This window comes from Nonomuraea sp. NPDC059023 (genome assembly GCF_042740095.1).
Taxonomy (GTDB): domain Bacteria; phylum Actinomycetota; class Actinomycetes; order Streptosporangiales; family Streptosporangiaceae; genus Nonomuraea.
On record NZ_JBHYIO010000018.1, the window covers coordinates 26,439 to 47,646 of the forward strand.

The 21,208-nt window shown below is 71.1% G+C and carries 23 protein-coding genes; 13 read left to right on the forward strand and 10 right to left on the reverse strand.

Translation table 11 applies throughout. The features are described from left to right. Positions 1-206: 206 nt before the first annotated feature. The 3 genes from ACFWYW_RS28610 to ACFWYW_RS28620 all read right to left on the reverse strand — a co-directional run bounded on the left by ACFWYW_RS28610 (position 207) and on the right by ACFWYW_RS28620 (position 2,604). On the reverse strand, positions 207-413 hold the full coding sequence (locus ACFWYW_RS28610; RefSeq protein ID WP_379625865.1) for a MarC family protein: 207 nt from the start codon (positions 411-413) through the stop codon (positions 207-209). 118 nt (positions 414-531) lie between these two features. Continuing rightward, on the reverse strand, positions 532-1,848 hold the full coding sequence (locus ACFWYW_RS28615; protein WP_379625845.1) for a S41 family peptidase: 1,317 nt from the start codon (positions 1,846-1,848) through the stop codon (positions 532-534). A 309-nt stretch (positions 1,849-2,157) separates the two neighbouring features. Continuing rightward, positions 2,158-2,604, reverse strand: a complete 447-nt coding sequence (locus ACFWYW_RS28620) for a hypothetical protein (protein WP_379625847.1) — start codon at positions 2,602-2,604, stop codon at positions 2,158-2,160. Between the two features lie 273 nt (positions 2,605-2,877). Here ACFWYW_RS28620 and ACFWYW_RS28625 point away from each other — a divergent pair, with 273 nt between their 5' ends. Genes ACFWYW_RS28625 through ACFWYW_RS28635 form a run of 3 tightly spaced genes read left to right on the forward strand, consistent with a single transcriptional unit; the run spans position 2,878 to position 3,765 of the window. Then, positions 2,878-3,363, forward strand: a complete 486-nt coding sequence (locus ACFWYW_RS28625; protein ID WP_379625849.1) for a GbsR/MarR family transcriptional regulator — start codon at positions 2,878-2,880, stop codon at positions 3,361-3,363. 59 nt (positions 3,364-3,422) lie between these two features. Continuing rightward, positions 3,423-3,596 carry a hypothetical protein gene (locus ACFWYW_RS28630; RefSeq protein ID WP_379625851.1) on the forward strand — a complete coding sequence of 58 codons (174 nt, stop codon included), beginning with the start codon at positions 3,423-3,425 and terminating at the stop codon, positions 3,594-3,596. A gap of 46 nt (positions 3,597-3,642) precedes the next feature. After that, positions 3,643-3,765 carry a hypothetical protein gene (locus ACFWYW_RS28635; RefSeq protein WP_379625853.1) on the forward strand — a complete coding sequence of 41 codons (123 nt, stop codon included), beginning with the start codon at positions 3,643-3,645 and terminating at the stop codon, positions 3,763-3,765. 36 nt (positions 3,766-3,801) lie between these two features. Here ACFWYW_RS28635 and ACFWYW_RS28640 read toward each other — a convergent pair whose 3' ends face one another. Then, positions 3,802-4,530, reverse strand: coding sequence for a MarR family transcriptional regulator (locus ACFWYW_RS28640; protein ID WP_379625855.1), 729 nt, complete (start codon positions 4,528-4,530; stop codon positions 3,802-3,804). A gap of 284 nt (positions 4,531-4,814) precedes the next feature. On the opposite strand from ACFWYW_RS28640, the gene ACFWYW_RS28645 reads away from it, so the two are divergent. Together ACFWYW_RS28645 and ACFWYW_RS28650 are read left to right on the forward strand one after the other, a co-directional pair. Then, positions 4,815-5,096, forward strand: coding sequence for a DUF1048 domain-containing protein (locus ACFWYW_RS28645; protein ID WP_379625857.1), 282 nt, complete (start codon positions 4,815-4,817; stop codon positions 5,094-5,096). Between the two features lie 60 nt (positions 5,097-5,156). Then, on the forward strand, positions 5,157-6,395 hold the full coding sequence (locus ACFWYW_RS28650; RefSeq protein WP_379625859.1) for a serine hydrolase domain-containing protein: 1,239 nt from the start codon (positions 5,157-5,159) through the stop codon (positions 6,393-6,395). A 207-nt stretch (positions 6,396-6,602) separates the two neighbouring features. On the opposite strand, the gene ACFWYW_RS28655 is transcribed toward ACFWYW_RS28650, so the two are convergent. Both ACFWYW_RS28655 and ACFWYW_RS28660 read right to left on the reverse strand, forming a co-directional pair. Next, positions 6,603-7,412: an alpha/beta fold hydrolase gene (locus ACFWYW_RS28655; RefSeq protein WP_379641106.1), complete on the reverse strand. Its 810-nt coding sequence runs from the start codon at positions 7,410-7,412 to the stop codon at positions 6,603-6,605. A gap of 68 nt (positions 7,413-7,480) precedes the next feature. Continuing rightward, complete coding sequence (locus tag ACFWYW_RS28660) at positions 7,481-8,158, reverse strand: TetR/AcrR family transcriptional regulator (protein ID WP_379636965.1); 678 nt, start codon at positions 8,156-8,158, stop codon at positions 7,481-7,483. A gap of 275 nt (positions 8,159-8,433) precedes the next feature. Here ACFWYW_RS28660 and ACFWYW_RS28665 point away from each other — a divergent pair, with 275 nt between their 5' ends. Genes ACFWYW_RS28665 through ACFWYW_RS28675 form a run of 3 tightly spaced genes read left to right on the forward strand, consistent with a single transcriptional unit; the run spans position 8,434 to position 11,504 of the window. Next, positions 8,434-8,970, forward strand: coding sequence for a PadR family transcriptional regulator (locus tag ACFWYW_RS28665; protein WP_379615806.1), 537 nt, complete (start codon positions 8,434-8,436; stop codon positions 8,968-8,970). Next, entirely contained in the window at positions 8,967-9,707 is a 741-nt protein-coding gene (locus ACFWYW_RS28670) for an ABC transporter ATP-binding protein (protein ID WP_379615808.1), read from the forward strand. The genes ACFWYW_RS28665 and ACFWYW_RS28670 overlap by 4 nt, the downstream gene beginning before the upstream one ends. Before the next feature lie 6 nt (positions 9,708-9,713). After that, complete coding sequence (locus ACFWYW_RS28675) at positions 9,714-11,504, forward strand: FtsX-like permease family protein (protein ID WP_379615810.1); 1,791 nt, start codon at positions 9,714-9,716, stop codon at positions 11,502-11,504. Between the two features lie 131 nt (positions 11,505-11,635). On the opposite strand, the gene ACFWYW_RS28680 is transcribed toward ACFWYW_RS28675, so the two are convergent. From ACFWYW_RS28680 to ACFWYW_RS28695, 4 genes are all read right to left on the reverse strand, one after another. Next, positions 11,636-14,416: a BTAD domain-containing putative transcriptional regulator gene (locus ACFWYW_RS28680; protein WP_379636967.1), complete on the reverse strand. Its 2,781-nt coding sequence runs from the start codon at positions 14,414-14,416 to the stop codon at positions 11,636-11,638. A gap of 111 nt (positions 14,417-14,527) precedes the next feature. Further along, positions 14,528-14,698, reverse strand: coding sequence for a hypothetical protein (locus ACFWYW_RS28685; RefSeq protein WP_379615816.1), 171 nt, complete (start codon positions 14,696-14,698; stop codon positions 14,528-14,530). Positions 14,699-14,704: 6 nt separating this feature from the next. After that, entirely contained in the window at positions 14,705-15,118 is a 414-nt protein-coding gene (locus tag ACFWYW_RS28690) for an NUDIX domain-containing protein (RefSeq protein WP_379615818.1), read from the reverse strand. A gap of 50 nt (positions 15,119-15,168) precedes the next feature. Then, positions 15,169-15,963, reverse strand: coding sequence for an IclR family transcriptional regulator (locus ACFWYW_RS28695; protein ID WP_379615820.1), 795 nt, complete (start codon positions 15,961-15,963; stop codon positions 15,169-15,171). Positions 15,964-16,011: 48 nt separating this feature from the next. Between ACFWYW_RS28695 and ACFWYW_RS28700 the strand changes: the two genes are divergently transcribed. The 5 genes from ACFWYW_RS28700 to ACFWYW_RS28720 are packed head-to-tail and all read left to right on the forward strand — an operon-like array spanning position 16,012 to position 21,200. Beyond that, positions 16,012-17,130, forward strand: coding sequence for a cupin domain-containing protein (locus tag ACFWYW_RS28700; RefSeq protein WP_379615822.1), 1,119 nt, complete (start codon positions 16,012-16,014; stop codon positions 17,128-17,130). Then, positions 17,127-17,957 (forward strand): fumarylacetoacetate hydrolase family protein, encoded by an 831-nt coding sequence (locus ACFWYW_RS28705; protein ID WP_379615824.1) that lies wholly within the window; start codon positions 17,127-17,129, stop codon positions 17,955-17,957. The genes ACFWYW_RS28700 and ACFWYW_RS28705 overlap by 4 nt, the downstream gene beginning before the upstream one ends. After that, positions 17,954-18,520, forward strand: a complete 567-nt coding sequence (locus ACFWYW_RS28710) for a maleylpyruvate isomerase N-terminal domain-containing protein (protein WP_379615826.1) — start codon at positions 17,954-17,956, stop codon at positions 18,518-18,520. Before ACFWYW_RS28705 ends, ACFWYW_RS28710 begins: the two co-directional genes overlap by 4 nt. A 12-nt stretch (positions 18,521-18,532) precedes the next feature. Further along, entirely contained in the window at positions 18,533-19,744 is a 1,212-nt protein-coding gene (locus ACFWYW_RS28715; RefSeq protein WP_379615828.1) for an FAD-dependent monooxygenase, read from the forward strand. Further along, on the forward strand, positions 19,737-21,200 hold the full coding sequence (locus tag ACFWYW_RS28720; protein WP_379615830.1) for an aldehyde dehydrogenase family protein: 1,464 nt from the start codon (positions 19,737-19,739) through the stop codon (positions 21,198-21,200). The genes ACFWYW_RS28715 and ACFWYW_RS28720 overlap by 8 nt, the downstream gene beginning before the upstream one ends. The last annotated feature ends 8 nt before the right edge of the window (positions 21,201-21,208 follow it).

Sequence of the window (21,208 nt, forward strand, 5' to 3'; positions counted from 1 at the left end):
TCACCGCTCATCCACCGAATCCTGCTCTGACCTGCGTCTCCTTGTGGAAGTCCCACGGCCGGCAGCGTCTCGACCTGGACACGTTCCGGGGCAGGCTTGGCGTGGATCCGCTGCTTCGCGTGCTGTGAGGCGGTGCCTGTCCCAGTGAGGTAGCCGAGAATCAGGTCGGTCAGCTCCGGTTCGGGGGCAGGCGATGTCGGTGTCCGTCACCGGGGTGAACAGGATGGACTTGATATCGGGCGGGGGCCGGGGGCTTCGTCGTCGGGTTCGCTCGGTTCTTCGACCGCCCCGGCCTTGCCGCGCATCAGCGGGATGGCGGCGTAGGCCAGCGCGATGCCGCCGGTGGCGGTGAGCGCGGCGGTGCTGATGCCCAGCAGCTTGAGGAGCGGCTCGCCTATCCAGAGGGCGGTCAGTACGAAGACGGCGACGTTGAGGGCTAGCTGTTCTGTCCTGAGAGGTTAGGTACGCGCTGCCAGATCGGCAAGGCCACGAGGCGGGTCCGTGGCGCCGCGTAGGCAGCCCCGCCGCCCGTCACAGGAGCGTCAGTGCCTTGGCCACGCCCGGGTCGCGCTCGGTGGCCAGGTCGAGGGCGGTCATGGGGGCGTAGTGGTCGACCGGCACGCCGATCGTGTCGATGGTTTCGCGGGCGGGCCCGAGGTGCCGGACCTTGGGCAGCAGCAGGATGCTGCCGTCGTTGAGGAGGTAGCCTTCGGCGGGGCCCGAGACGGCTCCGGCGGTGCGGGTTCCGATGAGGGTGCCCAGGTTGTTGTCCTTGACGGCCGCGCTGAAGTCCTCGCAGGCCGAGGCGCATCCCCGGTCGGTGAGGACGATGAGGCGCGAGCCGAGCAACGCGACGGTGTCGTCGGTCCGGTTGGGCACGCAGTCGCCCTTGAGCGGGCAGAAATAGCTGGTGACCTTGCCGTGCGCGAACGCGCCGAGCAGCCGCGTCACCTCGCGGGGCGACCCGCCGCCGTTGCCGCGCAGATCGAGGACCACCGCTTTCGGCTTACCCTGCAGCTTGGCGAGGACCTGGTCGGCGGCGCCGTCGAAGAATCCGGGCAGTTGGACGTAGACGGCGCCGCCGGGAAGCGTCTTCGATGTCACTGCCGGAGGCCGCCTCGTGATGGGCCCCTCCCTGAGGTCGATGGTACGGGTCCGTCCCGTCGTGGGGCGCCTGAGCGTGAGCTTGACCGGGTCGGTGGCGAAGGCTTGGACGATGCTCTGGTTCACGGTGGTCCCGATGAACGCCGGTACGCCGTTGGCCTTGACGATGATGTCACCTGGTCTGATGCCGGCCTTGGCGGCGGGGCTGCCGGGCAGGACGCTGGTGATGAACAACGGCGGCTTGGCCGCCGGGTCGAGTTGCTGGCCCTGCCGGGCTGATATGCCCACGATGCCCGTTCCGGTCGGCCCGCCGTCCGATGAGGGAGTCGGCCTGACCCAGCGGGCATGGTTGTCGTGCAGTCCGGCAACCATTGCGGTGATCGCGGCGCGCAGCGCGGACACGTCACCGGCGCCGAGGACTTTCGCGAAGGCGGCCCAGTCGGTGGCGCGATTCCCGGTCAGCTCGGGCAGCCGGAGGTCGGCCCGATCGGCGTCGCGCCGCATCAGGTCCTGGGTGTAGGCGGCGAAGGCGCTCTTCAGCAGTGCCTTCGGCTCCATGACCGGACCGCTGTAGTAGTTGTCCAGCACGCAGAAGTACGCCTGCCGGAGCGTGTTCACCGAGGTCGGCGGCGCCGATTTCGGAGGTGGCGCGGTGGCGGCGGTGCAGCGCTCGCCTGAGGTGGTGGCCGGTGCGGACATGGAACAGGCCGCCATCAGGATAGCGGCGCAGAGGGTTTTGATCATGGCCGCCATGGTGGCCGGAGGCGGGTTGCACGGTCGTGAACGGATCGTTGACGCCCTTGTTACCCCTGTTCGGGGACGAACGTCGGCACGCTGGTGGCCGAGGACGAACGCGACCCGGCCGATCTCGTGGTGCTGGCGTCGCCACGCCATGGCCGTCGACGTGGCGTACGACGGGGTCGCAGATGCACACGGTGGTCCGGGTCCTGGTCAGCCGCCAGCGGGCCAAGCTGGGCAACCCGCCGTGCGTCCAGACGGTTCCCGGTGCCGGATACCTGCTGTGACGACGATCCGGGTTCGGCTCACGATGTTCTACTCCGGGCTGTTCCTGCTGACCTCGATCGTGTCGCTGGTCACGGTCAACCTCCTGCCGCGCCACACGCTGGACGCGCGGATCGCCCGGCTGCCCGAGGGAGCGGTGGAGCCGACGCGGGGGTGCCGGGCGATCGGCCGCCGCTGCCGCAGTTGCCCGAGCTGGTTGGCGTCGTGCATGCCGCTCGGCACCGAGCCGTCGGGCAGGTAGAGGCCGAGTGTCAGCCCTTCGCGCCGCATGAGGCCGGCGGGCGCCCAGACCAGTTCCGTGGCGAAGCCGGTGACGTCCAGGGCGGTGGCCGGCAGTTCCTTGGTCGTGACGGCGCGGGGTCTGCCGATGGCGGTGTAGGCGCCGCCCAGGCCGCGCTCGGCCGCGCGCAGTAGCCAGTCGGCGTCGCGTACGTCGATGTACTGCAGCCGCGCGTCGGCGGGGCCCGGGGCGAGCACGCGGCCGCCTTCATGGGGTTTCCTTTGTAAGCCGCATACCGTGGGCGGCCGGGACGTCGGTGAGCAAGGGCGGGGCGCTCGCCGTACAAACGATTGAGGAAGGTCATCGGGTCGGCTCCTGGGGTCGGCGAACGCTGCTCGCCGACCAGGCTTCCCGGCACATCATCGAGTCCTCTCCCGGAGGAGAGGCCGATACACGGAATATGGCGATATTTCAGAAATTTCTAAAGAGTCAGCTTTTCGATAGCCTGTCTTGTGAGAGGGAGGGCGCACGTGAACGACAGGTTCGAAGAGTGGCAGGCGGCGGAACGGCTGGCCCTGACGTTGATCGAGGGTGGGCTGCAGCGGATGGCGGCGCGGACCCTGGCGGTCTTCCTGTTCACCGACCAGGAGAGTGTCACCGCGGGTGAGATCGCCGACCGGTTGGAGGCCAGCGCGGGCTCGGTCTCCAGCGCGGTGAAGTCGTTGCTGTCGGTCGGGCTGATCGAACGCCTGCCGGCCCCGGGCAGCCGCCGCGAGCACTACCGGCTGCGCGAGGACGCCTGGGCCATCTTGTTCACCAGCCAGAACACGGTCATCGAGACCATGCTCGGCGCGGCCCGGTCCGGGATCGCAGTCACCAACGCCGAGGATCCCGCCCACAGGCGGCTCACCCAGATGCGCGACTTCTATGAGTTCCTGCTGGCCGAGCTGCCCGACCTGCTGCAGCGCTGGCACCAGCACCAGCGACGTCGGCCGGCCGCCCGTGATGCTCGTTGACGGATCTTTGGTAAATTTGCGCACCTGGAGCGCCGGGAAGTCTGGTCGGCAGCCTCGTGGTGCTGCCGCCGTTGCTGTACGCGACCGGCGAGGAGCTGTCCTGGCTGGTGGCCGTCGTCGCCATCGCCATCGTGCTGGTCCTCGTCCGGGTCGCATGGTGTTCCCGCTGGCGGCACTGCAGCAATGGCGCAGTGACCGGCGGCTGCGGCCCACCTGGCAGGTTCCCGCGGTGATCTCGTGGGCGGGCGCGCGCGGCGTGGTGCCGCTGGCCGCGGCGCTGTGCTCGCCGTGCAGAGCGCGGAACTCGGCCGGTTGTACGCCATCGGCGAGGTCGGCGAGGACACCCGCCGCCGCCTCCAGCGCTACCTGGACCGGCAGGACCTGCGCTACACCGAGGAGTAGGCGACGGCTTCGTATGACGATGAAAGCCGCGAGAGATCATGACCGGTGTCCGGCGTTCCGTTCGTCCTGGTTCTGCTGCCACTGCTCCATGACCTGTCCGAGGGTCGCGTTCACCAGGAGCAGGAAGTCGGCGGAGGTGGCGAAGCGGGCGCCGGCCGGGGTCGCGGTCCCGAGGATCTCCGCCGCGCGCTGCGAGGTGGCGGCCAGGGTCTCGTTCATCTGAAGGGCCGCGAGGGTGGAGCGGACCCAGAGGTCGTCGTCGACGACATAGCGTTCGCGGCGCCCGCCGGGAGTTCGTTCCCGCTTGATGAGTCCCTGCTGCTCCAGGAGGGTGATGGTCTGTGAGATCGACGCGGGGCTGACCTGAAGCCGCTGGACCAGGTCGGCGGCGGTGAGGTTGCCGGAATCCGTGACGTGCAGGCAGGCCAGTACCCTGGCCGCCATCCGGGGCATCCCCTGCTGCTCAAGGAGCGTGGCGAAGGATTGCGTGACGTCCTGGACCGCCTGGGGGTCGCGCCCGTGGCTGCTGTCGCCGATCGGCGGCGCCGGAGGCTTGGGCTGCCGGTGCCGGCGCGCACGCTGCCGGGTGGCCTCCTGTGCCCGCTGCGCGCGGTAGTCGTCGGGTCCGCCGTTGCGGGTGACCTCCCGCATGATGGTTGAGCCCGGCCGCCCGAGACGCCGGCCGATCTCGGTGTATCCGAGCCCTTCGGCCAGTCCCGTGGCGATGTGCCGGCGGTCCTCATCGGTGAGCCTGTCTCCGGGCATCGGTGCTCGTCTCCCATCTGCCGACGTGCGCACAGTATGCAATCATTCGCAGTCCATTGCAACGCGATCCTTGGTCATCCATTGCAATCAGTGTCATGCTCATTGCAGTACGGGCTCATTAATTGCTTCTGAACAGGCTAATTGACTTCCCAGAAATGTTGACTGATTTATGAATGCAATGTACGGTCACAGACGTTCAGCAATGCATGAACAACCGGCCCGGTGGAGGATCTGCAGCTTCCCACACAACGGCTCGAACGGCTCCACGCAGGAGGCAGATCACCATGTCCAACACCACATTCGGCGGTCGCACCACGGTCGAAGCGATTCAGCGGCACCTGATGCACTTCGTGCCGACCGACGCCGACAGCGACGCCTCAAGGTTCGAAGACCTCGCCGCCCTGTTCGAACAGGCCGCGGCAGCCGGAACGCCGATCCGCGAGATCGTCGGGCGGGACCCGGTGAAGTTCGCCGAGGCGTTCGCCCGGAACTACACCGACGGCGGCTACGTCCCCGCACGTGCGCGGAAGCGATTGACCGACGCCATCGAGCGCGCCGCCGGCTGAGGACCGTCAGGCGCCGGGGACCCAAGATCAACATTGTGTATCGAAGTAAGGACATTTGTGATGGGACACAGCAACAGCGGCTTCTCCAAGACCGGGCTGGACAGACTGCGCGAGGTGCTGGCCGGGCATGTCGAGTCCGGGAAGATTCCCGGACTCGTCGCCCTGGTCAGCCGAGGCGAGGAGACACACGTCGAAACGATCGGGACGATGCGCCATGACGGCGGCGCGCCGATGCGCCGCGACACCATCTTCCGGATGGCCTCCACGTCCAAGCCGGTCGCGGTGTCGGCGACGATGGTCCTGCTGGATGAGTGCCGGCTGCGGCTGGACGACACGGTGGACGCGTGGTTGCCCGAACTCGCCGACCGGCAGGTGCTGACGCGGCCCGACGGCCCGCTGGAAGAGACCGTGCCGGCGCGGCGGCCGATCACCGTACGCGACCTGCTCACCTCCACCTGCGGACTCGGACTGGACATGGCGGCGAAGACCGCCCCGATCATGGGCGCGTTCTTCGAGCGGGGGGTCTACGGCCAGGAGGACGGATGGCTGCTGCCGGGCTCGGACCCCGACGAGTGGATGCGCCGCCTGGGCACGCTCCCGCTGATGCACCAGCCCGGCGAGCGGTGGCTGTACAACCTCAGCGACGACGTGCTCGGCGTGCTGGTCGCCCGGGTCACCGGACAGCCGTTCGAGACGTTCCTGCGCGAGCGCATCTTCGAGCCGCTGGGCATGACCGACACCGGCTTCCACGTGCCCGCCGACAAGATCCACCGGTTCCCGCCGCTGTACGCCCCCGACTGGCAGACCGGAGCGTTCAATGTGGAAGACCCGGCCGAAGGCGGACACCACAGCCGGCCCCCGGCGTTCCCGTCCAGCGGCGGCGGACTGGACTCCACCGCCGACGACTACCACGCCTACTACCGGATGCTGCTCAACGGCGGCACGCACGACGGCCGGCAGATCCTGTCCCGGCCCGCCGTCGAGCTGATGACCACCAACCAACTCCCGCCCGCGCAGCAGGCCGCCCGAATGGCCTGGGCCCGCGACAACCTCCACATGGGTTACGGCCTGGGACAGCACGGCGGGTGGGGCTTCGGGATGGCGGTGCGCACCTACCGCAGCGACTACGCGCCCGTCGGCCAGTTCGGCTGGGACGGCGGAGCCGGCACCACCACCTACGCCGACCCCGGCAACGACCTCGTCGGCATCCTGCTCACCCAGACCGGCATGTCCACCCCCGACTCGGCCATGGCCATCCACGACTTCTGGACCACCCTCTACCAGGCCATCGACAACTGACCCACCTACCTGGTCGAGATCGCTCCGGCGGAACCCTCGGCCAGGGCTGCGGCCTTCGACACCACCACGCGAGGGCTCGCGGATCAACCGCTCCACGATCAGGTCGGACGGCACCTGCGGCTTGTTGTAAGGGCGGGGGCGACGGTCGAGGGCGAAGAGAAGCTCCAGCAGAAACCGGATGCTGCCGGCGGCGAGCGCTGTCGAGGCTCATGTGGTGAGCAGGAAGCCGGTCAGCAGTGGCGCCAGCACCTGCGGTGCGGCGACGTGGGGCTGGCCGGGCATGACGTGATGGCGTCCGTCGGGCATGGCGGTGGCGAGCTGGGCGCCGGTTTCGACCATCCAGGCGAAGCTGTCGCCGCCGCACAGCAGCAGCGCGGGGATCGTCACCGTGGCGGCCTGCTCGGCCGGGGTGGCGCCGCCTCTGCTGCTCGCGCTGACCACGTCGAACGGGTCGTGCGGCAGGGTGTGGGCGACGGCCTGCGCGGCGGGGTCGTGGCTCATCTGCTCGACCATGTGCTGCGGCATCCCGGTGGGCGTCAGGAACGCGGCGATGGCCTCGGCCTTGCGGTCCTGGGCGAGCAGGGCGCGGATGGTTTCGGCCTGTTCGCGTCCGGCCCGCTCTTCGGCGGCCTGCCGTTCGCGCTGGTCTTCGCCGTCCTGGGCGGGGGTGAAGGGCGGCTCGTGCAGGACGAGCTTGGTGATGGGCAGCCCGGCGGCGGCCGCGTGCAGGGCGAGGGCCGCTCCGGAGGAATGGCCGTAGACGGCGGCGCTGCCACCAGCGGCCTCGATGAGGGCGGCGAGGTCCTCGATCTCCCGCTGGACGCTCCAGTTGCCGATGCCTCCGCTGTCGCCGCGGCCGCGCCGGTCGTAGGCGATCGCGGGCAGCTCGGGCGCCAGTTGCTCGGCCAGCGCGGTGGCCGCGGTGCGGTCGCACAGCGCCGCGGTGATCAGGATGAGCGGCAGGCCGTTGCCGCCGAAGCGCTGGTAGGCGATGGGTGTGCCGTCTGCCGAGATCACCTTGGTCATCATGATCCTCTGGTGTCGATGGGGTTCGGGACATGGGGAGGCACTGATCAGGAGCGCTGTCACTGCGAACGGTCGCCGGCGCCCAACGTTCCGGCCGGCCTGCTGGGCCGGCTCACGCCGTAGGCGGCCAGGAACACCCGGGTGCCCTCGTCGGCGTAGTGCTTGAGGTCGGCGGGGGTGAGCTGGTCGTCGCCCGTGTGGAACATGGCCTGGTTCAGCGGGATCGAAAGGATCAGCCAGTTGAAGTGCTGGGCGGCCAGTGGCGGGTCGTCCGCTTTCAGCAGGCCGCGCTCGGCCAGGGTGGTGAACACCTGTGCCAGGGTGGCGTGGCCGCGTCCGGGGCCGTTGGCGTACCAGGTGCCGGCCAGGTCGGGGAAGCGCTCGGCCTCGCCGATGATGAGCCGGCGCAGCCTCATGATGTGCGGCTGGATGACGTTCACGACGTGCCGGCGGGCGAAGGCGCGCAGATCCGTGGCGAGGTCCTGACTGGCCGCCAGCGCCTCGACGCTGTCGTGTGAGCGGTGTTCGGCGGCCTCGATGTCCTCGGTGATCACCGCGGTGAACAGCCCCTTCTTGTCACCGAAGAGCCCATAGACGGTGCGTTTGGAGGTGGAGGCGAGCGCCGCCACCTCATCCACGCTGGCCCCGGCGAAACCGCCCGCGAGGAACACCGACCGCGCGGCCTCGATGATCGCCTGACGTTTGCCGGCCGACCTGAGCTCCGCTGGGCTGGCCATGGGCATCTCCTCCGCCGATCGGAAACGGGGGACGACTCGCCCCACCGTTGGTACGGTACGGTACCGTACCAGACTTGGAGGCGCGAGCGATGGCGACCACTACATACTCGGCAACGCCATCTTGGATCTCGCGGGCTGATGGACTGGTTGCGGGCGGTCGGTTCAGACGTGAGCCCGCAAACGGAAACCGTCATGTGCCGTACCGCAAAGGCGTCGACCGTTTTGACACCTTGCATGGCTAACCGCTATCTATTGGCTAACCGTTAGGGGGTGCCGTGCAAGACGCAGTGCTGGCGATGCTCGCCAAGGAGCCGTCACACGGGTACGGCCTGCGCGCCCGGCTGCGCCAGTGCCTGGGCCCGCTGAGCGAGTCGATGAACCCCGGCCAGATCTACGTGACCCTGTCCCGGCTGGCGAAGGCCGGGCTCGTCGTCTGCGAGCGTGAGGACGGCCTGCCCGAGCGGCCCGAGCGCAAGGTCTACGCGCTGACACCGGCCGGTCAGCAACGGGTGGCGGCGTGGCTGGCCGAGGTGGGCTGGCCCAAGCCGGACCAGGCGGAGTTCCACCTCAAGCTCGTCGCGGCGGCCGCGGCCCGGCTCGCCGACCCGATCGAGCTGGTGGCGGCGCAGCGCCGCGAGCTGCTGCGCCGCCTGCGCGAGGCGCAGCACACGATTCTGGCCGAGCCGGCGGGGTCGATGGCCGTGCTACTCCTGGAGGGGATCGTGCTGCGGCTGCAGGCGGACCTGCGGTGGCTGGAAGCGTGCGAGCGGACCTGGTCCAGGGCCGATGACAGAGTCGAGGGTGAGGCGTGAACGAGTCGGGTGCCGTGGTCCAGGTCCGTGACCTGGTGAAGGAGCATGGTCAAGGGGAGAGCCGGGTCCGGGCGGTGGACGAGGTCGATCTGGAGGTGCCCGAGGGGCAGATGCTGGCGGTGATGGGGCCGAGCGGCTGCGGGAAGTCGACCCTGCTGCACCTGCTCGGCGGCCTGGAACGGCCGTCCCGCGGGGAGGTGTGGCTGGCCGGGCGGCGCATCGACTCCTTGAGCGAGCGAGCTCTGGCGCGCATGCGGCGCCGGTCGGTGGGGTTCATCTTCCAGGCCTTCCACCTGGTGGAGGAGCTGTCGGCGGCGGAGAACGTGGAGCTGCCCGCGCTGCTGGCCGGCCGTTCGCCGCGGCAGGCCAGGGGGCGCGCGAGCGCTCTGCTCGAACGGGTCGGGCTCACGGCGCGCGCCCGGCACCTGCCTTCCGAGCTGTCGGGCGGGCAGCGTCAGCGGGTGGCCATCGCCCGCGCGATGGCCAACGACCCGCTGGTCGTCCTGGCCGACGAGCCGACCGGCAACCTCGACACCGCCGCCACCCTCGACGTGCTGCGGATCTTCGAGGAACTGCGCTCCGCGGGACAGACCCTCGTGATCGTCACGCATGACGAGCGCGTCGCCGCCAACGCGGACCGGCTGATCTCGATGCGCGACGGGATGTTCGTCGACGACACCAGCTTCGCCGGCTCCCACCCGCACGGGCTCGGCGGCCTGATCGAGCTGGAGGGCTGAAACAGCATGGGCACCATCGTGCTCGTCGTACGCCTGGTACTCGCCGACGTTCGCCGGCACCCGTCCCACGCCGCGATGCTCTTGTTCGCGGTGACCACCGCCACCGCCACCCTGGCTCTGGGCCTCTCCCTGGGCGGGACCAGCCAGACGCTGTACGAGCAGACCCGCGCGGCCACCGCCGGACCCGACGTGGTCGCACTGTCCGGCGTCACCGGCCCCGCCGTCACCTCGGCCTTGGCCGCGCTGGCGGACTCCCCTGACGTGGTCGCCCACCACGGCCCCTATCGCATCGTGTACGCCGACCTGACCCTGCGCGACTCCACGTCCTCGCCCGTGGTGGTGCACGGCTTCGCCGCCAAGCCGGGCGCGGTCGACCGGCCGCTGGTGACCTCGGGTCAGTGGGTACGCCCCGGCGGCACCGTCCTCGAACGCGGCTTCGCCACCGCGCTGGGCGTCGGTGTCGGGGACCGGGTGACCATCGCCGGCCGGCCGTACCCCGTCGTCGGGATCGCCGTCACCGCGGCCACCTCCATCTACCCCTGGGCGGCGCAGATCGGCCCGTACGGCGGCGCGAGCGACTACAGCGGCCTGGCCTGGATGACCCGATCAGACGCGCGGGCGCTGGCGTCGTCCCAAGATCTCCCGGTGTCCCTGGCCCTGGATCTCAAACTGCGCGATCCCGCCGCCACCACGGCATTTCGCGAGGCCCACCGCGACCCCACGGTCCGGATCAACTTCCACTCCTGGCAGTTCAAGGCCGAGCAGGACGCCGTCATTCTCAGGGGCGCCCAGCCGATCCTGGTCCTCGGCAGCTGGCTGCTCAGCTTCCTGGCCGTCACCGGGGTGGCGGCACTGGCCGCGGGACGCGCCGTCCAGCAGACCCGGCGGGCCGGGCTGCTCAAGGCCGTCGGCGCCACCCCCGCTCTGATCGGTGCCGTCCTGCTCACCGAATACCTGGCCGTGGCGCTGCTGGCCGACGTGCTGGGGCTGGCGATCGCGCGCCTGACGGTACCCGCCATAGCCAGCCCCACCGCCAGCAGGATCGGCGACATCGGCGGGCCGACCGGCGCCGTCATCGTCACGACGACCGTCCTGGCCGTGGTGGTGGCCGTGCTGTCGGCGCTGCGCCCCACGCTGCGTGCCTTGCGCACCGCGACCGTGGCCGCCCTGGCCGAGGCCGTTCACCGGCCCCGCCACCGTCCCCGGCTGACCGCGCTGTCCGCGCTGCTGCCCACGCCGTTCCTGCTCGGCCTCAGGCTGATCGCCCGCCGGCCGGGCCGGGTGGTGCTGCAGGCGTGCTCGACCGCCACCACGCTGATCGCGCTCACCGGCCTGCTCTCCCTGTCCGTCCAGTCATCGAGGGGTTACGGCCTCAACGGCTCCAATGCCCTGCCCAACCTGCGAGCCGAGAATTCCGGCCACCTGATGATCGCGGTCTCCGCCCTGCTGATCGCGATGGCCGTGGTGAACATCATCGCGTTCACCTGGACCACGGCGATGGAAGCCCGGCCAAGCCTGGCAGTCGCGCGTACGCTCGGTGCCACCCCCGGGCAGGTCTCCGCGGGGTTGTCCATCGCCCAGCTCCTGCCCTGCCTGCCCGGCGCTGCCGTGGGTGTCCCGCTGGGCATCGGCGTGTTCTCCGAATTCAGCCCCAGGAACGCGACCCTGGCGCCGTTGCCCTGGATGCTCGTCGCCGCGCTGGCCACTCTCCTGGTGACCGCGGCACTCACCGCCCTGCCCGCCCACATGGCGGCCCGCCGTCCCGTGGTACCCGTCCTGCGCGCCGACACGGCGTGATCGGCCGGGCAGGTGCGCGGCGAACTCTCCCACCAGGTGTGCCGCACCCTGAAAAGGCCCGCAGGCTCCTTCACCGACCACGCTCCGGCCACCAGGTGAGGGCGTCCAGCCGCAGTGCCGCAAAGTCACCGCTAGGCGTTCACTTCGGCCAGCAGGCTGCGCGCGTCTTCGGCCTCCGGCAGGCAGAGGCGGTCGAAGATCTCCAGCGCTTCGGTGTAGCAGGCGTGACCGCGTTCCCGCTGGCCGGCGGCGGTGAGGGCCTGGCCGAGGATCATCAGGGCCTTGCCCTGCCAGTGCTCGTCGTCGACTTCCCGCAGCGCGACCAGGCCCTGCTCGGCGAGTTCGAGGGCGCGGGCGTGATCTCCCAGGGTGAGGTGGATGTCGGCCATGCGGGTGGTGGCCGTGCCGATCCAGTCGAGCTCGCCGATCTCACCGAAGCCCGTGACCGCGGCCTCGTACATGCGCAGCGCCTCGTCGAGCGAGCCTACGGCCTGCAGCGTGACCGCGAGCTGGTAGGGCGCCCACGGGTGCCGCGGAGCGCCGCCGCCGAGCTCGGCGTGGACGCGGTAGGCCGATCTGGCCGCCTCCACGGCCTGGCGGGGCTCGTCCGCGGCGGCGAGCGAGCGGGCCAGCAGGCCGAGCCAGAGAGCCTGGGCGCCCCTGTCGCCTCTGTCGGCGAAGATGTCCAGGCCCCGCCTGATGAGCTCGACCGAGGCCCGGTAGTCGCCGTCGTCGTAGACCTGGGCGCCGAGTGAGACGGTGGCGACGGCCGTCACGTACTGGTCGTCCTGGGCCAGATCGATGGCCGCCAGGGCGTCGGACCGGCGCGCCTGGCGGTCGGCGGAGGACAGGGTCGAGCGGAGGTAGCGGGCCAGGCCCTCGGCCCGCGGCTCGTCTCCGGCCCGCGCGACCAGGAGGTCGAGGGTGTGCTGAAAGGCCACCGACTCCGGTGCGACGTCGGTCAGCATGTCCACGATCCAGGCCAGCCGGTAGCGGTCGGCGTGCTTGCGCGTGGCGGCCTGCCGTACGACGGACAGCAGGGCGTCGGTCTCGGCGGGATCGAAGGCGTCGTGGACCTCGCCGGTGGGCAGCAGGTCGGCGCGCCGGTCGCCGGGGAACAGCGAGCGGAAGCGGCCGGCGACGGCGGCGGCGGAGTAATCGAGCAGCCGGTCGAGCGCCGCGTCGGCGTCGGGATCGACCCGGCTCCTGGCGAACACGCGCAGCAGATCGTGGAAGCGGTAGCGGCCGGGCGAGAGCGACTCGAGCATGCTGACGTCGACCAGCGCCTCGCAGACCGCCTCCGCCTCCTGCTCGGGCAGATCCAGCAGCGCGACCGCGGCACGCAGCGGCACATCCGCCATATCCGGTACGGCCAGCAGCCGGAAGGCCCGCGCGTGCGCCTCGTCGAGCTGCTCATAACCCAGCGCGAACGTGGCCTCGATCGCCAGATCGCCGGCGCGCAGTTCGGACAGCCTGCGCCGCTCGTCGGAGAGCCGGTCGCGCATGCCGGCCACGCTCCAGCCGGGCCGCGCGGCCAGCCGGGCGGCCGCGATCCTGATCGCCAGCGGCAAGAACCCGCAGGCCGCGACCAGATCCATCGCCGCGCCCCGCTCGGCCGTGGCCCGCTGCTCGCCCACGATCCTGGTGAACAGCCGCAACGCGGCCACCGGTCCGAGCACCTCCAGGTCCACCTGGCGTACGCCGCTCAGCCCGGTCAGCCGGGCCCGGCTGGTCACCAGCACCCCGCAGGTGGCCGAGCCGGGCAGCAACGGCCGTACCTGGCCGGCCCCGGCCGCGTTGTCGAGCACCACGAGCATCCGCCGGTCGGCGAGTATCGAGCGATACAGCGCCGCCCGCTCGTCCGGCTCCTCCGGCGCCTCCTCCAGACCCAGCGCGCGCAGAAACGAACCGAGCACCAGATCGGGCTCCAGCGGCCGGCTGCCCGAGCCGCGCAGATCGACGAACAACTGCCCGTCCGGGTAGTCCCCGGCCAGCCGGTGCGCCACGTGCACGGCCAGCGCGGTCTTGCCCACCCCGCCCGCACCCGCCACCGCGCAGACCGCCAGCGCCGAGGTCTGCCGGGGGCGCAACGCCGCCGCCATCGCCTCCACCTCGCTCTCGCGACCGGTGAAGTCGGCCACGTCAGCGGGCAGCTGACGCGGCACCTGCCGGGCGGCCGGCGCGGCGGCGGTTCTCGGCCGGGCGGGCGCCCGGCCGAGAGCCGGGTCGGCGCTGATGATCTGCTGGTAGAGCTCAGCCAGCTCGGGCGAGGGGTCCACGCCGAGCTCGTCGGCCAGCAACGTGCGGGTGTCGGTGTAGACGCCGATGGCCTCCGCCTGCCGCCCGGCGCGGTAGAGGGCCAGCATGAGCAGGCCGCGCAGACGCTCCCTGGTCGGGTGCTCAGCGGCAAGCGCGCTCAGTTCGACGACCACCTCCGCGTGCTTGCCTTCGTCGAGGTCCTGGCCGAGGCGGTGTTCGAGGGCGGCCAGCCGCTGCTCGGTCAGGCGGGCGCGCTGGGCCTCTGCGTAGTCGCCGCCGAGTCCGGCCAGCGGCTCGCCCTGCCAAAGGGCCAGCGCCTCGGCATAGCGGCCTTCGCCGTACAACATCCGCAGTTCGGCGACGTCACACGTGCCCGCCCGCACCGCATAACCATCGCCAACGGACACCACCACGTCGGCCGGCAGCACCGCACGCAACCGCGAGATGTAGGTACGCAGCACATGGACCGCGGTACGCGGGCGCGCTTGACCCCAGACCGCGTCCATGAGCTGCTCACCGCCGACCGCCCTGCCTTCGGCGAGCAGGAGTACGGCCAGCACCAGGCGCTGCTGCGGCGACCCAAGCCCCAACTCCCGGCCACCACGCCAGGCCCGCACCGGGCCAAGCAACGAAAACCGCAGGTCATCGCCCATGCCTGCCCCCCGACATCCTTCACGACAAGAAGGATCACCCTACCGCCCACCCGAATGGCGACATTCCACACGATCTCCGGGACCGAACCTCCTGAACGCGGCTGACCAGCCCTACTTTCGCCAGCCGTTGATGGTCAGGTCGGGGTCGGTGGCCGCGTTCAGCAGCCGCCGCCCCCAGCCGTAGGTCATCGGTAGCCAGTCGAAGTCGTGATCCGGTCCGACGAGGTCGGCCAGCTCGATCAGCTTCATCATCTCCGCCATCGCGGCGAGCGGCTTGGCCACGCGCCATCATGAACCGAGTGCGTGGAGCATCGAGAGATACGACTCATGGGCGAGACGCAGGTTGTCAAGGTCGGACGTCTCGAACCACGCCACAGCGTCGTGCTCGTCCGGCGCGGCGTTGACGGGTGTTCCGGTCCACCTGTCGATCAACCAGATCCGCATGTCGAACGTCGCGGTCCGGATCTCATGCACCGGCGGTCCTGACGGCTCCGACGCCGTGATTCCCAACTCCTCCCGAAGCTCGCGGACAAGGCTCTCTTTCGGATCCTCGCCCTCCTCGACATGACCGCCCGGCAGGTCCCACACGTCGGGATACCAGCGGCGTCCGGCGCTTCGATGACACAGCAACACCCGATCGCCGTCGCGAAGAACGGCCGTCACGATCCGGACCGGACCGGAGTCGTCAGCGGAGATCGTCATCGGCACATTCTGACCCATGCGGATCTGCCGCGGACAAGGCACGTCCCGTCTCACGGTATGGGCGATCCTCGACCAGGAGGGGGCTCGATCCCGCGCCCGAGCGGTTCGGTGTCGGCGGTGAAGTCGCGTTCGATCAGGGTCGCTGTGGTGGACAGTTCGGTGACCCAGCCATGGAGGCGGGTGCGGTCGAAGCGGGCGGTCGGCATCGCCACGCTGATCGCGGCCGTCGTCCGGCCGGACCCATCACGTACGGGGGCGCCGATGGCGGTGACCCCGGTCTCGGTGAGCTGGTCGTTGACCGCGAAGCCGCGCTTGCGTACCAGGCCAAGCTCGCGGCGCAACCGGGCCAGGTCGACGCCGGCGCCGCCGTACAGCGACTCGAGCTCCTCGGACGGCAGCGCGGCGAGCATGGCCTTGCCGCCCGAGGCCAGGTGCGCGGGCAGGGACTGCCCGACGCGGTCGCCGACCCGCAGCGGCCGGGTGCACTCGACGGTGCTGATGAAACGCACTTCCGCGCCGACGAGCACCACCAGGTTGGTCGACTCGCCGAGCCGGTCGGTCAGGGCGCGCAGGTGCGGCAGGGCGACACGGCGCAGCAGGGCGAGGGGCGCCTCGCTCGGCCGGGCGGGGCGGAGCATGCGGCCGGGGATGTATTTGCGGTCTGCCGTCTGCTCGGCGAAGTCGCGGTAGACGAGCATCGCCAGCAGGCGGTGGGCGGTGGAGGGGGAGACGCCGAGCCGTTCCGCCGCGTCGGTCACGCGCAACTGGCCCTCCTGCTGGAGGGTCTGCGCGAGCAGCAGCGCGTGGTCGACGGAATCGATCGCGTACGCCGGCTTATTCTTCACAACAGAAAATGTTATCCCTCACAGCGGAATGTATCCATAGTGTGAGGTATGACACCCACGGAGAGTCCGGTGCGCATCAAGTCTTCCGACGGCCCCGGTCAGCCGGTGCGGACCGCCGAGCTGGACACGCTGTATCACCGGTTCGAGGACGAGCTGCTGGTGCCGCTGTGGACCGAGATCGGTGACCTGATGCCCACGCAACCCGCACCGGCGGCGCGCGCGCACCTGTGGCGCTGGGCCACCCTGCTGCCGCTGGCCGCCCGGGCCGGTGAGCTGGTGCCGGTCGGGCGCGGCGGCGAGCGGCGTGCGATCGCGCTGGCCAACCCGGGGCTGGGCGGCGCGCCGTACGCGACCCCGACGTTGTGGGCGGCGATCCAGTACCTGTGCCCGGGCGAGGACGCACCGGTGCACCGCCACACGCAGCACGCTTTCCGCTTCGTCGTGGAGGGCGAGGGCGTGTGGACGGTCGTCGACGGCGATCCTGTCGCCATGCGGCGCGGTGACTTCCTGCTCACCCCCGGCTGGCGCTTCCACGGGCACCACAACGTCAGCGACGTGCCGATGGCGTGGCTCGACGGCCTGGACATCCCGTTCGTCCACCACACCGGCTCGGCGTTCTTCGAGCCGGGCCCGGACACGGTCACCGAGCGGGAGACCCCGGCCCTGTCGCGGTCCGAACGCCTGTGGGCCCATCCCGGTCTGCGGCCGGTGTCGTCGGCGGGGGAGCGCACCACCAGTTCTCCGATCGCGGCCTACCGCTGGGAGCACACCGACCGCGCGCTCGCCGACCAGCTCACCCTTGAGGACGAGGGCCACCCGGGCGTGGTGGAGCCGGGGCACGCGGCGGTGCGGTTCACCAACCCGACGAGCGGCGGGGACGTGATGCCGACCATCCGGGCGGAGTTCCACCGCCTGCGTCCCGGAGCCACGACCGCGACCCGCCGGGAGGTCGGCTCGTCGGTGTTCCAGGTGTTCACCGGAGAGGTGAGCGTCCGTGTCGGTGACGCCGCGTGGACGGCGGCCCGCGGAGACCTCTTCGTGGTCCCGTCGTGGCAGCCGCTGACGATCAGGACGGACTCCGGCGCGGACCTGTTCCGGTTCAGCGACACACCGATCTTCGAACGGCTCGGTCAGCAGCGCGTGCGCGTCGAAGGGAGCGCCCGATGAGGCTGGCGACCATCCGTGCCGAGGACGGGACACGCGCGGTGCGCCTCGACGGCGACCACTACGTCGGCCTGGACGCCGCGGACGTCGGCGAACTGCTGCTGCGTCCCGGCTGGCACGAGGCCGCGGCCGCCGCGGACGGACCGGCCCGCCGCGCCGACGGGCTCACGTTCGCGCCTGTCGTACCCCGGCCGGGCAAGATCGTCTGCGTGGGGCTGAACTACCGCACCCACATCAAGGAGATGGGCCGTGACCTGCCGCAGTATCCGACCCTGTTCGCCAAGTTCGCCGAGGCGCTGGTCGGGGCGGACGACGACATCGAGCTGCCGCCGGAATCGGCCGCGCTCGACTGGGAGGCCGAGCTGGCCGTCGTCATCGGCCGGCCGGTACGGCGGGCCGACGCCGCGCAGGCGGCGGCGGCGATCGCCGGGTTCAGCGTGCTCAACGACGTGACCGCCCGCGACTGGCAGTTCCGCACGCCCGAATGGCTGCAGGGCAAGACCTTCGAGGACACCACGCCGTTCGGCCCGGTACTGGTCACCCCGGACGAGCTGCCCGGCGGAGTCACGCCCGCGCTGGCGATCACGTGCCTCGTGGACGGCGCGGTGACGCAGCGGGCCGACACCTCCGACCTGGTGTTCTCCCCGGTGGAGCTGATCAGCTACGTCTCCTCGATACTCACGCTGCGGCCCGGTGACGTGATCGCCACCGGCACCCCCGGCGGCGTCGGGCACGCGCGCACACCCGCCCGCTACCTCACGGACGGCGCGCACCTGGTCACCGAGATCGCCGGGATCGGCCGCCTGAGCAACCGGGTGCGTACGCCATGAGGTGGATGCAAGAGGGCACCGAGCTGTTCGCCGCCACCGTGGACGGGCTGCCGGACACCGCGTTCGCCGCGCCGTCGCTGCTGCCGGGCTGGAGCCGCGCCCACGTCGTCGCGCACGTGCACTTCAACGCCGAGGCGTTGCGCCGGCTCGCGTCCTGGGCCCGCACCGGCGAGCCCACGCCGATGTACGCCGACGGCCGGCGCGACGCCGAGATCGAGGACGGCGCGCGGCTGTCACCGGCCCGCCTGCGCGAGCTGGCCCGCGCCTCCGCCGCGAACCTCGCCGCCGACTTCGGCGCCCTGAGCGCGGACGCGCTGGCCCGCACCGTCGTCACCGCGCGGGGCCGCGGCGTGCCCGCTGCCGAGATCGCGTGGCTGCGCGCCCGCGAGGTCATGGTGCACACGGTCGACCTGGACGCCGGAGTCGGCTTTCCGGACCTGCCGGAGGACTTCACCACCGCGCTGGTGGCCGACGTGGTCACCACGCGGGACGAGACCGCGGCCCTGGCGTCGTGGCTCACCGGCCGCTCCCATCGGGCTCCGTCCCTCGGCGCCTGGCTGTAGCGGAGGAGACTGATGGCACACGAGATTCTCATCGCCGGAGGCGGCATCGGCGGCCTCACGACCGCGCTGGCGTGCGCGCGGGCCGGCCGCCGGGTACGCGTCCTGGAGCGTTCCGCGAAGTTCGCCGAGATCGGCGCGGGACTTCAGCTCGCCCCGAACGCCACTCGCGTCCTGGACCGGCTCGGTGTCCTCGACCGGGTCGTGGAGGCCGGCGTGCTGCCGGAGCGGCTCGTCTTCAACGACGCGCTCACCGGCGAGCGGCTCACCCACCTCGACCTCGGCGAGCGCTTCCGCGAACGCTACGGCGGCCCGTACGTCGTCCTGCACCGGAGCGACCTGCTGGACATCCTGCTGGCCGCCTGCCGCGAGCACGGGGTGGTGCTGGAAACCGACCGGCAGGTCAGCGGCGTCACCGACCACCCTCACGGTGTCACGGTGAATTGCGCCGACGGCAGCGTGTATCGCGGCACGCTCACCGTGGCCGCCGACGGGCTGCGCTCGGGGCTACGGGCTCCGCTTGGCGGCGACGAGCCCGTCTGCTCCGGCTATGTCGCCTACCGCGGCGCCGTACCGATCGAGGAGGCCGGCGCGCGCGGCCCGCTGACCGACGTCGTGGTGTGGTTCGGTCCCGGATTGCACCTCGTGCAGTACCCGCTGCGCGGTGGCCGCATGTACAACCAGGTCGCGGTGTTCCGCAGCGAGCGCTTCGCCGCGGGAGAAACGGACTGGGGCACTCCGGAGGAACTGGACGAGACGTTCGCCGTCACCTGTGACCGGGTGCGCGCGGCCGTTCCGGCGCTGTGGCGCGATCGCCGCTGGCCCATGTCCGACCGCGAGCCGATCGACGACTGGATCATCGGCCGCACCGTGCTGCTCGGCGACGCCGCCCACCCCATGCTGCAGTACCTCGCGCAGGGGGCCTGCCAGGCGATCGAGGACGCCGCGGCGCTGGCCGGCGCCATCGGCCGGCACCTGCCGCCGGGCAGCGACGAGGGCGCCGCCGTCGAGAAGGCGCTGCGGGCCTACGCCGGCGAACGCATCCCGCGTACCGCTCGCGTGCAGCGCGCCGCCCGTGTGTGGGGCGACATCTGGCACGTCGACGGGCTCGCCCGCGACCTGCGCAACGCCCTGTTCTCCCGCCGGGACGCGGGGGACTTCAGCGACACCGACTGGTTGTACGGCCCGCCAGGGCCGGCCGCATCGAAGGAGAACACCCATGCCTGACCTGCCACCCGAGGCCGCCGGGCTCGTGGAACGGGAGTGGAAGCTCTTGGTGGGCGGCAAGCTCACCCCGGCCTCCGGCGGACGCACCTACGCGCGGGTGAGCCCGTACACCGAAAGCGTCATCGCCCACGTGCCCGACGGCGACGCCCGCGACGTGGACGCGGCCGTGCGAGCCGCCCACGACGCCCGCGCGCAGTGGCGGGACACCCCCGCGGCCGAGCGGGCGCGGCTGGTACTGGCGCTGGCCGACGCGATCGAGGCGCACGGCGAGGAACTGGCGCTGCTGGACACCGCCGACGCCGGCTCGCCGATCACCAACTCCCGCGCCGACGTCGTGACGGCCCTGTCGCAGCTTCGCCTGTTCGCCGGGCTCGCGCTGGAGCTGAAGGGCACCTCCGTGCCCGCGAGCACCGCGCTGCACGTCACCGTCAGGGAACCGGCCGGCGTGGTCGCCCGCATCGTGCCCTACAACCACCCGCTCATGTTCGCCTGCAAGATCGCCGCACCGCTGGTCGCGGGCAATCCGACGATACTCAAACCGCCAGAGGCGGCTCCGCTGTCCGCGTTGCGCCTGGCCGAGCTGGCGGCCGGCATCTTCCCTCCCGGAGTGCTGTCGGTGGTCCTCGGCGACGGCCCGGCCGTGCCCGACGCTTTGGTACGGCACCCCCACGTGCGCCGGATCGGCTTCATCGGCTCCGAGCCGACCGGGCGGGCCATCCAGCGTGCCGCCGCTGAGACGGGGGTCAAGGACGTCACCCTGGAGCTGGGCGGCAAGAACGCGATGGTCGTCTTCGGCGACGCCGACCTGCGAGCGGCCGCGGAAGGCGCGGTCGCCGGCATGAACTTCACCTGGTCCGGCCAGTCGTGCGGATCCAACTCGCGGTTGCTGGTCCAGCGCGAGGTCCACGACGACGTGGTCGAGCGGGTGGTGCGGATCATCGAAGGACGCACGATCGGCAGCCCGTTCGACGAGAAGACCGAGCAGGGCACGATGATCAACCGGGCCCAGTACGACAAGTCGCTGGCCTACATCGACCTCGCCAGGGGAGAAGGCGCCACGGTCGTCACCGGCGGCGGCAGGCCGCCCGGCCTCGACCACGGTCTGTTCGTCGCCCCCACCGTGTTCACCGGCGTGGATCCGCGCTCGCGCATCGCGCGGGAGGAGGTCTTCGGGCCGCTGCTGTCGGTCATCCCGTTCGAGGACGAGGCCGAGGCCGTGCGGATCGCCAACGACGTGCCCTACGGGCTCACCGCCAGCGTCTGGACCTCCGACGTCGGCCGCGCGCACCGCGTCGCGCGGGCCTTCGAAGCGGGTTTCGTGTGGATCAACGGCTCTTCCCGGCACTTCCCCAATGTGCCCTTCGGCGGCGTCAAGGGCTCCGGCGTCGGCCGGGAGGAAAGCCTCGAAGAGCTGCTCAGCTACACCGAGCTCAAGGCCATCAACGTCCTGTTCTGACCTCTCAG

Excerpts from the sequence above, each read along its gene's own strand:
- ACFWYW_RS28615 (WP_379625845.1), bottom strand. The coding sequence starts at position 1,848 with ATGATCAAAACCCTCTGCGCCGCTATCCTGATGGCGGCCTGTTCCATG.
- ACFWYW_RS28640 (WP_379625855.1), bottom strand. The coding sequence starts at position 4,530 with ATGCCCGGAGACAGGCTCACCGATGAGGACCGCCGGCACATCGCCACG.
- ACFWYW_RS28645 (WP_379625857.1), top strand. The coding sequence starts at position 4,815 with ATGTCCAACACCACATTCGGCGGTCGCACCACGGTCGAAGCGATTCAG.
- ACFWYW_RS28650 (WP_379625859.1), top strand. The coding sequence starts at position 5,157 with ATGGGACACAGCAACAGCGGCTTCTCCAAGACCGGGCTGGACAGACTG.
- ACFWYW_RS28660 (WP_379636965.1), bottom strand. The coding sequence starts at position 8,158 with ATGGCCAGCCCAGCGGAGCTCAGGTCGGCCGGCAAACGTCAGGCGATC.
- ACFWYW_RS28675 (WP_379615810.1), top strand. The coding sequence starts at position 9,714 with ATGGGCACCATCGTGCTCGTCGTACGCCTGGTACTCGCCGACGTTCGC.
- ACFWYW_RS28680 (WP_379636967.1), bottom strand. The coding sequence starts at position 14,416 with ATGGGCGATGACCTGCGGTTTTCGTTGCTTGGCCCGGTGCGGGCCTGG.
- ACFWYW_RS28690 (WP_379615818.1), bottom strand. The coding sequence starts at position 15,118 with ATGACGATCTCCGCTGACGACTCCGGTCCGGTCCGGATCGTGACGGCC.
- ACFWYW_RS28700 (WP_379615822.1), top strand. The coding sequence starts at position 16,012 with ATGACACCCACGGAGAGTCCGGTGCGCATCAAGTCTTCCGACGGCCCC.
- ACFWYW_RS28705 (WP_379615824.1), top strand. The coding sequence starts at position 17,127 with ATGAGGCTGGCGACCATCCGTGCCGAGGACGGGACACGCGCGGTGCGC.
- ACFWYW_RS28710 (WP_379615826.1), top strand. The coding sequence starts at position 17,954 with ATGAGGTGGATGCAAGAGGGCACCGAGCTGTTCGCCGCCACCGTGGAC.
- ACFWYW_RS28715 (WP_379615828.1), top strand. The coding sequence starts at position 18,533 with ATGGCACACGAGATTCTCATCGCCGGAGGCGGCATCGGCGGCCTCACG.
- ACFWYW_RS28720 (WP_379615830.1), top strand. The coding sequence starts at position 19,737 with ATGCCTGACCTGCCACCCGAGGCCGCCGGGCTCGTGGAACGGGAGTGG.